14 protein-coding genes are annotated in these 13,790 nt (G+C 47.7%); 9 read left to right on the forward strand and 5 right to left on the reverse strand.

Annotation, left to right across the window (positions count from 1 at the left end; translation table 11 throughout):
• Positions 1-113 precede the first annotated feature (113 nt).
• The 3 genes from EH198_RS19765 (at position 114) to EH198_RS19775 (ending at position 2,411) form a co-directional block, all read left to right on the forward strand.
• Positions 114-629, forward strand: coding sequence for a hypothetical protein (locus EH198_RS19765; RefSeq protein WP_124697249.1), 516 nt, complete (start codon positions 114-116; stop codon positions 627-629).
• A 217-nt stretch (positions 630-846) separates the two neighbouring features.
• Positions 847-1,239 (forward strand): MerR family transcriptional regulator, encoded by a 393-nt coding sequence (locus tag EH198_RS19770; RefSeq protein WP_124697250.1) that lies wholly within the window; start codon positions 847-849, stop codon positions 1,237-1,239.
• A complete protein-coding gene (locus EH198_RS19775; protein ID WP_124697251.1) occupies positions 1,236-2,411 on the forward strand; it encodes an MDR family MFS transporter in 1,176 nt (391 codons plus the stop codon). Before EH198_RS19770 ends, EH198_RS19775 begins: the two co-directional genes overlap by 4 nt.
• 43 nt (positions 2,412-2,454) lie before the next feature.
• Here EH198_RS19775 and EH198_RS19780 read toward each other — a convergent pair whose 3' ends face one another.
• The 3 genes from EH198_RS19780 to EH198_RS19790 all read right to left on the reverse strand — a co-directional run bounded on the left by EH198_RS19780 (position 2,455) and on the right by EH198_RS19790 (position 4,843).
• Complete coding sequence (locus EH198_RS19780; protein WP_124697252.1) at positions 2,455-2,967, reverse strand: copper amine oxidase N-terminal domain-containing protein; 513 nt, start codon at positions 2,965-2,967, stop codon at positions 2,455-2,457.
• 98 nt (positions 2,968-3,065) lie between these two features.
• On the reverse strand, positions 3,066-4,124 hold the full coding sequence (locus EH198_RS19785) for a sensor histidine kinase (RefSeq protein WP_124697253.1): 1,059 nt from the start codon (positions 4,122-4,124) through the stop codon (positions 3,066-3,068).
• On the reverse strand, positions 4,121-4,843 hold the full coding sequence (locus EH198_RS19790; protein ID WP_124697254.1) for a response regulator transcription factor: 723 nt from the start codon (positions 4,841-4,843) through the stop codon (positions 4,121-4,123). The genes EH198_RS19785 and EH198_RS19790 overlap by 4 nt, the downstream gene beginning before the upstream one ends.
• A 263-nt stretch (positions 4,844-5,106) precedes the next feature.
• On the opposite strand from EH198_RS19790, the gene EH198_RS19795 reads away from it, so the two are divergent.
• Positions 5,107-6,009, forward strand: coding sequence for an aldo/keto reductase (locus tag EH198_RS19795; protein WP_124697255.1), 903 nt, complete (start codon positions 5,107-5,109; stop codon positions 6,007-6,009).
• A 120-nt stretch (positions 6,010-6,129) separates the two neighbouring features.
• On the opposite strand, the gene EH198_RS19800 is transcribed toward EH198_RS19795, so the two are convergent.
• On the reverse strand, positions 6,130-7,224 hold the full coding sequence (locus tag EH198_RS19800; protein WP_124697256.1) for a GerAB/ArcD/ProY family transporter: 1,095 nt from the start codon (positions 7,222-7,224) through the stop codon (positions 6,130-6,132).
• Positions 7,225-7,359: 135 nt separating this feature from the next.
• Between EH198_RS19800 and EH198_RS19805 the strand changes: the two genes are divergently transcribed.
• The 5 genes from EH198_RS19805 to EH198_RS19825 all read left to right on the forward strand — a co-directional run bounded on the left by EH198_RS19805 (position 7,360) and on the right by EH198_RS19825 (position 12,328).
• The gene (locus tag EH198_RS19805; protein WP_124697257.1) at positions 7,360-8,466 is read left to right on the forward strand and encodes a GerAB/ArcD/ProY family transporter; all 1,107 of its coding nucleotides are present in this window, start codon (positions 7,360-7,362) and stop codon (positions 8,464-8,466) included.
• A gap of 72 nt (positions 8,467-8,538) precedes the next feature.
• Positions 8,539-10,074 (forward strand): spore germination protein, encoded by a 1,536-nt coding sequence (locus EH198_RS19810; protein WP_124697258.1) that lies wholly within the window; start codon positions 8,539-8,541, stop codon positions 10,072-10,074.
• Between the two features lie 25 nt (positions 10,075-10,099).
• Entirely contained in the window at positions 10,100-11,305 is a 1,206-nt protein-coding gene (locus tag EH198_RS19815) for a Ger(x)C family spore germination protein (protein ID WP_185702984.1), read from the forward strand.
• Positions 11,306-11,307: 2 nt separating this feature from the next.
• Positions 11,308-11,532, forward strand: coding sequence for a hypothetical protein (locus EH198_RS19820; RefSeq protein WP_124697260.1), 225 nt, complete (start codon positions 11,308-11,310; stop codon positions 11,530-11,532).
• A 226-nt stretch (positions 11,533-11,758) separates the two neighbouring features.
• Positions 11,759-12,328, forward strand: coding sequence for a dihydrofolate reductase family protein (locus tag EH198_RS19825; protein ID WP_124697261.1), 570 nt, complete (start codon positions 11,759-11,761; stop codon positions 12,326-12,328).
• 105 nt (positions 12,329-12,433) lie between these two features.
• Here the strand turns inward: EH198_RS19825 and EH198_RS19830 are convergent, their stop codons facing one another.
• Entirely contained in the window at positions 12,434-13,789 is a 1,356-nt protein-coding gene (locus tag EH198_RS19830; RefSeq protein WP_124697262.1) for a 6-phospho-alpha-glucosidase, read from the reverse strand.
• Position 13,790: the final 1 nt, after the last annotated feature.

A 13,790-nucleotide genomic window follows, 5' to 3' on the forward strand; every position in this document is an offset into this window, starting at 1 on the left:
ATTCTCGGTTCTCGGTGTCTACTTTTTAGTCTAACAGCAAAGGAGAGCAAGGTATACGATTAGGAGCAGTTGATCTCACCACCCATGAGATGACGCTCTGGGGCGATAATGACATGCTAGTAGAAACAATCACATTAGATCACAAAAACAAAAAAATCTATGCTTCTGCTTATTCTGTGAAGCAAAGGAATTATAGTCTGGCCCATCAAGATGGACCTGCGGGGCAGAACAATTTTAAAATGCCAACTTATACCGTATATGAAACAGATTTCGATTTGAAGGAGAAAACCAAACTTTTTAGCAAGAATTACTGGATTCGTATGCTGATGAATAAGGGTGGTCATGTTATTGCATTTTGTGACAAGGAATATAATAAGGGACAAGTGCCCTCTACGGTTGTTGACTATGATACTGCCAAGAAAACATCCAGTGTGAGTAAGTGGGGAACTGTAAGATTACAAAGAGGAGAGGCCAATTACTCGAACGATGGCAATAAAATATATGCGATAGCTGTCGTTAATAACAAACGTGGGTTATTCGAGTATGATGTGAAGAGTAATAAATTTACTGCTATATTTACTCCTGAAGCTGGGTTCATTAATAACATCCAGGTTGTAAAAGGATCATAAAACAAAGATTTTAAAATTAAATGGAATAGGTCTTTTTAGAATTAGAAACGCATCGCACAAGATGGGTTTCTTTTTTCTATAAGTGAAGCGATTTGTGCGATATGATGTTCTCCGGGCCTTGCTTGCGGCTCGAAGCTGTAACTGGACGTTGATGCGAATATTGTTCTTGACTTAAAGCTAACTCTAACTGCTACTCTGAAAAAGGGGGATAAATGATATGTATAAAATAAGTGATGTTTCGCAGTTAACGGGGTTGTCTACGCACACACTACGCTATTATGAAGAAATAGGTCTGCTTCCTGCAGTTAATAAGAATTGTTCCGGTATAAGAGAGTATAGTGACGAAGACATTGCCTTTATCGAGTTTGTTAAGGATTTAAAGGAAATGGGACTGTCGTTAGAAGAGATTATCCATTTTGGAAAAGAGGGTTGTGTGAGTGAAAATAGCACATTAACTGTGAATGCTCAACTAATAAGCATATTAATGAAACGTTTAGCTGTACTGGAAAGTCATTTACGGGAACTCGATGAAAAAAGAAAAGTCATAGAGAACAATAGGGCAAAAATAATTGATCGAATGAGCTTTTATAAGGATATGTTAAACAAATGAAAAATTCAAAGTTAAAATGGTTAGTCACAGGATCAATTTTGAACAATGCGGGAATCAGTTTTATTTGGCCGTTAAATACGATTTACATGCACGATCACCTGGGAAAATCACTGGCTGTTGCTGGTTTTGTGTTATTCATGGATTCTATTACAACGTTAATCGGCAATTTTTTCGGCGGGCGGTTATCTGATAGGATAGGTGGCTATAAAACGGTTCTACTCGGACTGTTTATCTCGATTATTTCGCTTATTGGTTTAGTTATTAATCATGACTGGCCTCTTTACGCCGTATTTTTAGTGATCCTGGGTTTGGGTACAGGCATTATTTTTACATCCGTTAATTCGCTGGCGACCCGTGTATCAGGCTATGATCATCGTTATGTATTTAATTCCATTTACTTAGGGCTTAATATCGGAGTAGCTGCCGGAACATCGATTGCCGGTTTCATTGCGGATATCAATATTTCTCTTATATTTATAGCGAACTTGTTATTATACATCGCCTTTCTAATCATCGTTTTATTGTTTTATAAAGATATAGGAGCCATTCCTCCACAAAGTGATTCTAAAGAGTTAAATGAAGCAGGAGATAGCCGCAAGGGTAAACTATTAGTCCATGTATTTATCATCTGTTTTGTTTACTTCGTGGTGTGGATGGGTTATGTCCAATGGCAAAGCAACATTTCGGCCTATTTGCCAAAATACAATATTTCAATTAAACAATATAGCTTCTTATGGACGATCAATGCCATACTTATTATTTTAGGCCAGCCGCTGATTTCGTTAATTATTAAAAAAGTGGCTCATACTTATAAAATACAGATTTATATGGGCGTTACGCTGTTTATTTTTTCTTTCATTGTCCTCATATTTAGTCAGCAGTATATAGGGTTCATGGCTGCTATTGTCTTGCTTACCTTAGGAGAAATGTTTGTGTTTCCTGCTATACCTGCAATGATTAATGCGATTTCACCATCTCATGCAAAAGGTTCCTATCAAAGTTTTGTAAATATGTCGTCTACCTTAGGCAGAGCGATCGGACCCATGCTTGGCGGAGTTGTTGTTGAACAACTATCCTACGTTTATCTCTATTTAGCGGCGATTGTTCTAATGGTTATAGCCGTGTTGATTTTTCATTATAAGTTAAAACAAGATGAGGTCCGATCAATTTGAAAAAAAGCCGACGCCCCTTTCGGGCATCGGCCTTCACTGCCGCCTACATAGACTTCATCATAAAGGGTGCAAGCAGGTACATGGAGATAAAATCCTTCGTTACATAGGTTTTGCCATTCATGCGAATCGGAGCATGAGCGAGCATTTTTTTATCCATTCCGACCATGATGTCCTTCGAATCCAGCATCACCTTTACCGTATACATGTCCTTCATCGCTTGGTCCGGGTTGTCCGACATATCCATATCCATGCCCATTCCCATATCCATACCCATATAGGTTAGGGTGATCGACTGGTCGTCGCCGTTCCACATGATCATGTAGCCCAGCGTCTCGGCCAGCAGCCGAAGCGGCACGTAGGCTATCCCGTTCATCATCATCATATCGGTCTGGTTTCCGGTCCCCATCATCTTGTTCTGCTCCATCATCATGTTAGGCGCCTTCGAGGAGTTTCTTCCTGAGTCCATCGGTTTCATCGTATCCGCTTGGGCGATTCCCGGGAGAAGAAGGACGATGGAAAGAGTGGATACGGCAGCGGCTTTTTTCATTGGATTCATAGGTGTTTCCTCCTTAAGATGGTTTGTTCTACGGTCTTAACGATACCGAAGGGCTCTTAAGAAAGACTAACGGAATCCTTACAAAAGGATTAACAAATTCAAAACATTCTCGTTTGCGGCACCGTGAGCCAAAAGCGGCTCCCCTTCCCTTCCCGGCTCTGCACCCCGACCTCTCCGCCGTGCCGCTGGACAATCGATTTCACAATCGCCAGTCCAAGCCCGGCTCCGCCGCCGCCTTCCCGCCCGCGTGACGGGTCCGTCCGGTAAAACCGCTCAAACACCCGGTCTTGGTACGGCTCCGCAATCCCCGGCCCTTGATCTGTCACGGACAGCTCCACGTAAGCATCGGCGCATTCCCTGGCTTCAATGACAATGGCTCCGGAGGCCGGAGAGAAACGAATGGCATTCTGCAGCAAATTGCCGAGCGCCCGCTTGATCTCAAAGGCATCGATCCATACCGGGCCTAAATCCTCCGGCAACCGCACGTCCACTTCGATCTGCTTCTCGCTCAGGTGCAGATAGTAACTCTGCAGCACCTCCACAATCAGACTGTCCACCGCGGCGGGCTGCTGCCGAAGCTCCAAAGCGCCGGCATCGAGCCGCGACAACTCAAACAAATCGTCGATAAGCCCGTTCAGCCTCCGGGTTTCGAGCCGAATCGTCTGCAAGTAACGGTCAAACGTCTCACGGTCCTGAATCACATCATCCTGCAGCGCCTCTACGAACGATTGGATGGATGCCATCGGCGTCCGCAGATCATGCGAAACGTTCGCGATCAGCTCCGACCTTGCCTCTTCCGACGCATGGAGCCGGTCGAACAGCTCGCGCAGTGTGCCTGACATTTGATTAAATTGGGCAGCCAGCCGCTGAAATTCCAGCGGCCCTATGCGCGGAACATCGGTGTTGAAGTCCCCGCTTGCGACCCGCTGCGTTTCGCCGGCAAGCACACGAATCCACCTCGCAAGCGGACGGGTCAGAAGAGCATGGACGAGCAGCGAAACGAAACCCGCTCCCACTGTGATGCACGTAATGAGCACATATTCGTTCCAGGACAGCAGCATATACCGGTAAGTGACCGACACGCTTACTAGAATGACGGCGATGCTGACCCCATTCAGCAGCAGCAAATAAGAACGCAAACCCAGTCTTAGCTTCATGGAACTTCCTGCCCCTCAAATTTATAGCCGATCCCCCAGACCGTTTTGATGTAATCCGGCTCCGAGGGGTTGGCTTCTATCTTTTCCCGAAGACGCCGGATATGAACGGTAACCGTCGTTGTATCTCCGTAATAATCGACATCCCACACTTTATTAAGCAGCTGGCTCCGGGAAAATACCTGCTCCGGATGAGCGGCGAGCAGCGTCAGCAGCTCAAACTCTTTGACCGTCAACTCGATCCGGACGCCGTCCACCTCCACACCCCTGCTCGGCAGATGGATGGCAAGACCCGGGAAGCGGATCAATTCCTTTGCTGCGAGCGAAGGTGAGGAGGGCTGCTGCGGCTGGCCTGAGAAATGCAGCCTGCGAAGAATCGCCTTAACCCGCAGGACAAGCTCTCTCGGGCTGAAGGGCTTCGTTATATAATCGTCGGCGCCCATCGTCAGCCCGATAATGCGGTCGCCCTCCTCCCCGCGCGCCGTCAGCATAATGACCGGAACATCATGCTCATTGCGGATCTCCTCGCATACCTGGAAGCCGCTTTTTTTCGGCATCATAACATCGAGAATGATCAAATCCGGCGTGGTTTCCCGCCATACCCGCAACGATTCCTCACCGTCCGCTGCCACCAGCACCTGATACCCTTCCCGCTCCAAATAACGCGTGCACACGTCCCGTATATTCGACTCATCGTCTACAATTAAAATTTTAATGGTCATACAGCATTCCCCCTTTCTTCCTGAATGCAATCGCCTTGTAGCGATTATACCGTATCCCGCCGACTCGAATCCTTACAAAAGGATTAAATCAAACCTGTGAAAGCCCTTATTCCAAAGGCGATTTGGGATAGGCAGTCGGAAATGAAATCCAAGAGTTTTATAAAGAAACATCCGAAAACATCTAAAGTAATCGCTTTCCTAAAAATGTATAATGAGAGCGGGTTTAGCTTGTTATATTCTAAGGTACAAGGTGGGTGACAGTGTTGAAAATTCAATTAAATGAGCAGCTTTCCATTTCCAAACTGGTCATTGGATGCATGAGAATGAATGACTGGAATTTAAGTGCCGAACAAGCGGTGGAATTTATCGAATGGTGCATTGAGCGGGGAATCACAACTTTTGACCATGCCGATATATACGGCGGCGATCATCGAAACGAGGCGCTTTTTGGCGAATCTCTGCAACTGAAGCCGTCCCTGCGGGAGAAAATCGAGATCGTCACGAAATGCGCGATCAGTGTGCCGAATGCCCGAAATCCCCATATTAAAACCCGTTTTTTCAACACGGATAAAGAGTATATTTTGGCGCAGGTCAACGATTCCTTGGACAAGCTTCATTGCGGTTACATTGATATCCTGTTGATTCATATGTTTGACCTTTTGATCGATCCGCGCGAGCTTAATGAAACTCTCCTTCAGCTTCAAAGCGAGGGAAAGGTCAAGTATTTCGGATTGTCCAATCACAGCCCACTTGAATTTGACACTTTGCAAAAATATTCGGACATTCATTTTGTCACTCACCAATTTATGCTGAATCCGCTGGGCATCCAGAACTATACTAACGGCACAATGACCCACTGCCTAAAAGAGGGGATATCCCCGATGATTTGGTCGCCTCTGGCGGGCGGACGAATTTTTAAACCGACTAGTGCGTTTGAGGAGAACATGCATAACGTCCTGGAAAATATTCGGCAGGAACTGGGGCTGAAACATCTCGACGAGGTCATCTACAAATGGGTCTTCAAGCACTCGTCCAATCCCGCCATCGTACTGGGCACCGGAAACAAGGAGCGGATTGAGCGGGCCATAAAATCGGCGGCCGGCGTGGAGTTGACCAAAGAGCAATGGTATAAAATCCTTGTCGAAGCAGGGTATACGCTGTGGTAAATGACAGGATTCAAACCTAACCGGCGGAACGAACAGGCGAAGGTGGATCAGAAAAAGCTATAGAAGGGCCGCCCTGCGGTAGAGAACTCTACATGCGGAGCGGCCCTTTTTCGACCTTATTCATTTGCTCACCATTTTACGAATAGCGGCAATGATCAATAATAGAATGGGGATCACCACATAGAGCGGGAAAAATATATAAGGTATGGAGATGTTCCAGCCAATATAAATATGTTGCGAGTAAGTTGACGCAATGATAAAAGACAATGCCAGAATAATCGTGCCCCATGGAATAAGGAGGGGATAGTAAGATTTCAATTTGAACAGCTGCGCGGTTCCGAGTACGGTACCGTACATGAATGCCCCCAGCTTGAAGAATCCGCCCAGCACCATCATCAGGATTGCGAGCGCATCCAGGTTCATAATAAAATCTCCCAGATTGACCATGCCAATGGCGGTGTATAGCGGAAATTCCGTTTCTTTAAGAACGAGAGGACCAAATACAGAAATAAGCCCCAGCATATTTAATGCCAAGATGATGCCTGACGCAAGTATCGCAATCATCCCGGCTTTTCTGATGCCGCTGCGGTCATTCAAGTCTGTGGCAAACATCATGAACAGCAGCGATTGTCCGAACGGAAATACGATAAGGAAGGGAAATACCGCGTCCCATATGGGTTTAAGCCCTTTAGCTAAAACCGGTTCTGTATACTCAAAATGATGAATTTGAGAACTGAAGATCAGAATCCACCCTAGGACAAAGGCCACAAAGGCAACCGGAAACAATATTTCCCCCAAACGTCCGAGCACTTCCAGCCCGCCGCGCAAACAATAGACGATGCTGAGCATGAACCCTGCCATCACCACTAATGTCGGTGTCTCCGTCAAGATCGTCTGCGCTATGAGTTCCCCAAAGTCTCGCAATACCCGTGAAGACTCATAAGCAAAATTCACTATATAAATAAGCGATAGCGGATATCCGAGCCATTTTCCAACGATCTCGGGAATCATTTGTACAAGTGTTCGGCTCGGATAATATTCGCATAGCTTTGTGTAGACCCACATTAACGCTAGTCCGCCGAGCATCGCGGCTAATATAGCCAGCCACTCATCTTGCTTGGCCTGCATACGCAATCCAAAGAGAACCGTAGTCCCGATTTCAAACAGGATGATGATGGAAATAAGCTGCCACCCGCTAATTTTTTCCTGAGCCATGTCATGTCCTTTCCCGTGGGAAATAATAAACACCAGTATTTGCAATCAAGGTAAAAATAAACATTGCGCCGAGCGGTTATTTAAACCTCCATTAGGAAAATATTCTAAGTAGGCTTGGATTTTGGAGGGACAACAATGCTGGATCGCGGAAAAATTAATGCAAGGCAGGCAGGTTTTTTGATGTTTACGTTCTTATTGGGAAGCGCCTCTGTAATCGTTCCGTCCAGTGCAGCTTCCTTTGCTAAACAAGACGGTTGGCTCACCATTATTTTTGCCGCCTTGATTGGAATAGCGGTTGTTCTTATATTTACCAACTTGGGGCTTTTGTTTCCGGAGCAGAGCATTATCCAGTACAGCGAAATCATATTGGGAAAATGGATTGGAAAAATAGTCGGCTTTCTGTACGTGCTGTACCCTTTTTATTCGGGAGCGCTCGTTATTGGGATTTTTCGCGATTATGTGACGGTGACCGCGCTGCCGGGTACTCCCGCCATTATCGTAAGCGGATCGATGCTGGCCGTAGTCGCGTATGCCATTCGGGGAGGGATTGAAACGCTTGGGCGAGTCAATGAGCTCATTTTGCCTTTTCGTCAACTGATCGTCCTGCTCATCATCGTACTGCTGATAACGGACTTCAAATGGAATCACCTGCTCCCTATTCTGGGCGATGGAATCGTTCCTGTCATGAAAGGTTCGATCTCTGCAGCCTCAATTCCATTTGGCGAAACCATTGTATTTGCGATGCTGCTGCCCAATATCAGCAATATCCGGAAGGTGAGAAGATCCTATATCTTTGCCGTATTATTGGGCGGGTTGATGCTTACGATGAGCGTGCTATCGGCTATTCTTGTGCTTGGCCCATCAGTCGTTGCCAGACTGAATTATCCGGCTCACGAGATTATCAAGTACATCGAAAAGATGGGCTTCTTGACCGACATGGATACTCTCGGCATGACGCTTTGGATATCGTCAGGATTTATGAAGATAGCCATCTTTTATTATTGTGCTGCAGTCGGGTTAGCTCAGTGGTGCAGGCTTTCCGATTACCGGTCCGTCGTTATTCCCATAGGTGTTCTGATTTTTATTTTCTCTATCGCCGCATATGGAAATCTTATCGAGGATGCTGTGTTCCTTGGGACAATTTGGCCGTTTTTCTCCTTCCCTTTCGTCATCCTACTCCCTCTCTTGATGTTAATTATTGCTAAAATCAGGCGGCTGGGCGGGAAGAGAGCGGGAGAATGAGGGAGCAAAATAAGTGTTTTCCAGTTTGTGACTGTATTAGAAGTAATGACCTCTTGAAAGGGTGAACTAGAAATGGAGTACCGGACACCGCCGAATAACGAACTCGTCAGTGGGGAGATTGCGCTGGACTTAGGAATGCTGAGGACGACTTTTGAACGGTCCTCCGACGTCGTATTCCGGGAATTTCAATTAGGCGATACACAAGCTGCGGTGATGATTTTCCTGGACGGGATGGTTGATCCCCTCATTGTCGATTCCGACATCATGCAGCCTCTGCTCAAGTACGGCGAACAAATGCAGCAGAAATCCGGAGTTTCGCTGACCGGACTGGAGAGTCTTCTCAAGAACCAGGTCATTACGGCATCGCAAGTAAACACCGGCGGGCAGATTCAGGATGTCATAGACCATATTCTGGTCGGAGATACGGTGCTGCTCATTGACGGCGTGAACAAGGCCCTGTTCATCAGCGCGAGGGGTTGGGGGAAGCGGGCGGTTGAGGAGCCGGCTACAGAAGCCGTCATTCGCGGTCCAAGGGAAGGATTCACGGAAGATCTGCTTACCAACATCACTCTCATTCGCCGCAGATTGAGAACGCCGCAGTTGAAAATAGAAGGAATGCAGCTGGGGCGATTATCGAAGACCGATGTTGCGATTACATATCTGGAAGGGATCGCGGACGAAGCCGTCATCGAAGAAGTCCGGAAGCGAATGAACCGGATCGATATCGATGCCATTCTGGAGAGCGGCTATGTGGAGGAACTGATTGAGGACAGTCCATTTTCCATTTTCCCCCAGATTAATTATACGGAGCGCCCCGACCGAATCGTTGGCAATCTGCTGGAAGGGAAGGTCGGGATACTGATTGACAATACTCCCTTTGCCCTGATCCTGCCGGTCACTTTCTTTGAAATGATGCAGGCCAGCGAAGATTATTACCAAAGGTATATCGTCTCAACGTTGATCCGGCTGCTCCGCTATATGTTCCTGGTCATTGCTCTGCTGCTGCCATCGCTGTACATCGCTCTGCTGACGTTCCATCAGGAGATGCTGCCGACATCCCTGCTGCTCAGCGCTGCCGCATCCCGTGAAGCGGTTCCGTTCCCGGCTATTGTCGAAGCGCTGCTGATGGAAATATCGTTCGAGGCGCTCCGGGAAGCAGGGGTGCGTCTGCCGCGGCCGGTCGGACAAGCGGTAAGCATCGTCGGGGCGCTCGTCATTGGCGAGGCTGCCGTAAGCGCCGGGATCGTGTCCGCGCCCATGGTTATTATCGTTTCCATCACAGGGATTGCTTCTTTCATCGTTCCGAGCTACTCCCAGGCCATTACCATCCGGCTGCTTCGGTTTCCAATGATGATTATGGCCGGAACACTCGGACTGTATGGCGTGCTGCTCGGTGTTCTGTTCATTCTGATCCATATGTCGCGCTTGCGTTCGTTCGGTGTTCCTTATTTGTCACCGCTGGCTCCTCTGCATGCCAGTGATCTGAAAGATGTTCTTATACGCGTGCCTTGGTGGGGAATGGTCCGGCGTTCAACGGAGACCGCCAAGAACAATCCCCGGCGAATGAAAGGAACACTACGGCCGCGTCCCCCGAAGCGCGGCGGGTAGCTCTGTTCATGGAAGGAGGAGGATGATGAGAAAGCTAGGGATTCTGCTGCTAATCCTCGTTATGCTGCCGATGACCGGCTGCTGGAGCCGGACTGAACTAAATGATCTTTCAATTGTGACCGCTGCCGCCATTGACAAGATGGACGACGGGAAGTACCTGCTCACGCTGCAGATTGCGGTTCCGACGATGCTCGGACCGGTCGGGAATTCCAGCAGTAGCGGAACCGGCTCCGGGGGAGAAAAACCTACCGCCATCGTATCGGAGAAGGGAGAGACGATAATGGACGCTTGCCGCAAGCTGCAGAAAAAGCTCCCCCGCAGATTGTTTTTCTCCCATAGCCGGATTATTGTCATCGGGGAGAAACAGGCCCGGGAGGGCGTTTCGCCCGTGCTTGATTTTTTTGTCCGTTACCGGGAATCCCGGCTGCGCAGTTTTATATTATTCACCCAAGGGAAAGCTGCGGATATTTTGAAGCTTAACGCCAAATGGGAGAAGATTTCCGCTGAGGAAATCAGGGAAGAGGAGCAGCGCCATATTGGGCTTCAGATCTACTTAAAAGACTTTTTCCATATGCTGCTTGCAGACGGGATCGAGCCGGTCGCGGCTCAGGTGGCTTTAATGAGCACAGAGATTGACAGTGAAGAGAGCTCTTCCGGACAGGAGATGAACGCCGCCATTTCAGGTTCAGCTGTTTTCCGTAAAGATAAGCTGGTCGGTTGGCTGAATGATGCGGAGACACGAGGTGTGCTGTGGCTGCGCAATGAGTTGAAGACCAGCATTGTGACGGTGGACATTCCGGAGGACAAAGGAGGGGGAAAGATCAGTGCCGCGGCAGTTAGGGAAACGACGGAGATCAAGCCGATTCTCAGAAATGGCAAGCTTAAAATCAAAGCGGAAATCTTTATGGAGAACACTTTATATGAGAATAACTCCAAACTGGATATGAGTGACCCGAGGGTCATTCAATTTGTCGAACGGGAATTGGAACAAGACATTAAGAAAAGAATACAATTAACCCTCGACAAGGCGCAAAAAACGTTCAATTCGGACATATTCGGGTTTGGAACCGCTGTATACCGAACTTACCCGAAAGCGTGGAATCGGCAGTTTAAAGACAGCTGGGATGATGTTTTCCCCGAACTGGAAGTGGACATTAAGCCTCACGCGAAATTGGTCCGCACAGGTCTGACGAACAAGTCGATGATAATGGTGGAAGAGGAGTCTGAGTAAGCATGAAGATCTTGGCGATTATCATCCTGTTTATTATGCTGGCGGGCTGGGATATTCCCGATTTAATTAAAAAGAAACGGAGCAAAGATCTAATCGTTTACTCCGTGCTTATCCTGACAGGCTTGACGTTAAGCATCTTAGCGTCATTTCACGTCCATCTGCCCAATCCGACAAAGGGGATCGAAACGGTTCTGGAACCGCTCGGTTCATTATTGCAAACCGATTAACGGATCGGACAGCTGGTTTGCACAATTCATAAGGAGAACGGAAGGCCCCGGCAAAGCAGTCTTGGAGGGGCCTTCCTTATGTCGACGCCGGCATATAAGCGTCTCTTCTACTGCGCCGAAATACTTATTGAATAACGAGATGGAATCTGCTAAAGATTGGTATGTAATCTGCGCGAATAGGATGTTTTCGGCCGGCATGTTGATTTAACTATGAAAGAGGTGCCCTATGAGAAAAGTTGTTGTGTTCAACAATATCTCTATCGATGGTCATTATGCGGGTCCCGGCGGAGACATCGGTTGGTTTATCCATGATCCCGAGGTCGACAAAGCCGCGCATGAGATGATGAATCCCGACACGGTCTTGTTCGGCAGGGCGACCTACCAGATGTTCGAAAGCTACTGGCCGCATGTGGCAAACAATCCGAATGCTCCCGAAGGAGCCCGGATGATGGCCAATGAATTAAACCAGATGACCAAAGTGGTGTTCTCCACAACTTTGCAGGAAGTGAACTGGGAGAATTCCAAGTTGCTCAGCGGCAATCTTGCAGAGGAAGTAAGAAGGTTAAAAGAAGGCGAAGGCGCTGATATCACGATATTTGGCAGCGGCTCCATTGTGCAGCAGCTTGCCGAAGAAGGGTTGATCGACGAGTATTTGCTGGTGCTGACTCCGGTTGTTATCGGGAACGGCAAGCTGCTGTTTAAAGAAGCCACCCAAATGAAGCTTGAACTGCTGGAAACTAGGAGCTTCAGTTCGGGTATTGTTCTGCTTCATTACACGGTTACAGATATACGGTAAATTCATGCGGCTCATATGAAAAAAGACCGAACAAGAAAGTCCTTGTCCGGTCTTTGGGTTGGACTGCCGAATCTTTCAGGGCAGATATCTTTCTATTCAGGCGCCTTATACGAGTACGCCTTCCTTGTAGGCCTGCGAAAGCGTGGGCCAGTAATCTTTATTGGCTTTGATCAAGTCATCGAGTACGGACTTGGCCACTTTCGCAGAAGGAATGGTTTTGTTCAAGGTAAAGGCTTGCAGGGCTTTGATATAGGAGCCTTCCGTAATCGCCTCCACCAGGATTTTTTCCGAAGCTAATTGCTGGTCGATCATAGCTTTGTAGAAGTAAGGAATCTCTCCCACATGTTCGGGAATCGGTCCGCTGCTCGTAATGAGCGCGGGAACCTCAATCATAGCGTCCGCCGGCAGGTTTGGAATCGTTCCATTGTTCTCGACCATGACCAGATATCTTCTTCCCAGGTTTTGAGCGAGGGAGATCGTGACATCCACAATAAACGTGCCGTGAACGCCGACGGCAAAGGCATCTTCGAGAATGCCGGTTTCTTCATATTTTCTTACCGTTTCAAACAGGGTCTTCTCCCGGCCGTCCATGACCTCGTTGGCGCGTGTGTACTCTTTATTCGACGTTTGCACAATGTAATCCGGGAACAAGTAATATTGCAAGTAGGGATTAGGCAAGTACTCAGGGAAATGATCCATAATGAGTTTGATATTTTTAAAGGTCTTGATCCAGGACGAATCGGCATGGCGGTAATCGATTTTGGAAACATCTTCGGTCAGCAGACCATGCTGGTAGACATGTTCCCGCAGCTCCGGAAGACGGTCAACACCGTCTACTTCCACTTTCGTAAACCAGCCGAAATGATTTAGCCCGAAGTAATCGACGACCAAATCTTCCCGGTTAACCCCAAGAATAGCAGCCATATTGCGCATCGTGGCAACGGGCATATCGCAAATGTTAATGATTCTGGCATGGGGTCTTAGCTTGCGGACACCTTCCGCCACAATAGAGGCCGGATTGGAATAGTTTACGATCCAAGCATTTTTTTTCGCATATTGATCTACATAATCAACGAGTTCAACCATAGGGAAAATGGTTCTTAGTCCGTAGGCGAGTCCGCCGGGACCGCAGGTTTCCTGGCCGACAACATTATGGGAAAGCGGGATTTTCTCGTCCAGCTCCCGCATGGCGTATTTTCCAACCCGCATTTGGGCAAAGACGAAATCCACATCTTCAAAAGCGGTCTTTGGATCGGTTGTTTCCACGACCTGAATGGTATCCGTATATTCGGCAATCACCGCTTTTGCGGCAACCACCACTTTGGATTGTCTTTCCCCGTCAATATCATAGAAGCGGATTTCCGATAACGGCAAATCTTCCAGTCGATCCATCAAGCTTCTGATAATCCCCGGTGTATACGTACTGCCGCCGCCCGCTACTGCCAATTTATAAGTTGTCATC

Source organism: Paenibacillus rhizophilus (assembly GCF_003854965.1).
Lineage (GTDB): Bacteria > Bacillota > Bacilli > Paenibacillales > Paenibacillaceae > Paenibacillus_AQ > Paenibacillus_AQ rhizophilus.

Coding starts and splice junctions, on each gene's coding strand:
- EH198_RS19830 (WP_124697262.1), bottom strand. CDS start 13,789: ATGACAACTTATAAATTGGCAGTAGCGGGCGGCGGCAGTACGTATACA.
- EH198_RS19785 (WP_124697253.1), bottom strand. CDS start 4,124: ATGAAGCTAAGACTGGGTTTGCGTTCTTATTTGCTGCTGCTGAATGGG.
- EH198_RS19800 (WP_124697256.1), bottom strand. CDS start 7,224: ATGGCTCAGGAAAAAATTAGCGGGTGGCAGCTTATTTCCATCATCATC.
- EH198_RS19770 (WP_124697250.1), top strand. CDS start 847: ATGTATAAAATAAGTGATGTTTCGCAGTTAACGGGGTTGTCTACGCAC.
- EH198_RS19815 (WP_185702984.1), top strand. CDS start 10,100: ATGAGAAAGCTAGGGATTCTGCTGCTAATCCTCGTTATGCTGCCGATG.
- EH198_RS19790 (WP_124697254.1), bottom strand. CDS start 4,843: ATGACCATTAAAATTTTAATTGTAGACGATGAGTCGAATATACGGGAC.
- EH198_RS19765 (WP_124697249.1), top strand. CDS start 114: ATGCTAGTAGAAACAATCACATTAGATCACAAAAACAAAAAAATCTAT.
- EH198_RS19825 (WP_124697261.1), top strand. CDS start 11,759: ATGAGAAAAGTTGTTGTGTTCAACAATATCTCTATCGATGGTCATTAT.
- EH198_RS19810 (WP_124697258.1), top strand. CDS start 8,539: ATGGAGTACCGGACACCGCCGAATAACGAACTCGTCAGTGGGGAGATT.
- EH198_RS19805 (WP_124697257.1), top strand. CDS start 7,360: ATGCTGGATCGCGGAAAAATTAATGCAAGGCAGGCAGGTTTTTTGATG.
- EH198_RS19820 (WP_124697260.1), top strand. CDS start 11,308: ATGAAGATCTTGGCGATTATCATCCTGTTTATTATGCTGGCGGGCTGG.
- EH198_RS19775 (WP_124697251.1), top strand. CDS start 1,236: ATGAAAAATTCAAAGTTAAAATGGTTAGTCACAGGATCAATTTTGAAC.
- EH198_RS19780 (WP_124697252.1), bottom strand. CDS start 2,967: ATGAATCCAATGAAAAAAGCCGCTGCCGTATCCACTCTTTCCATCGTC.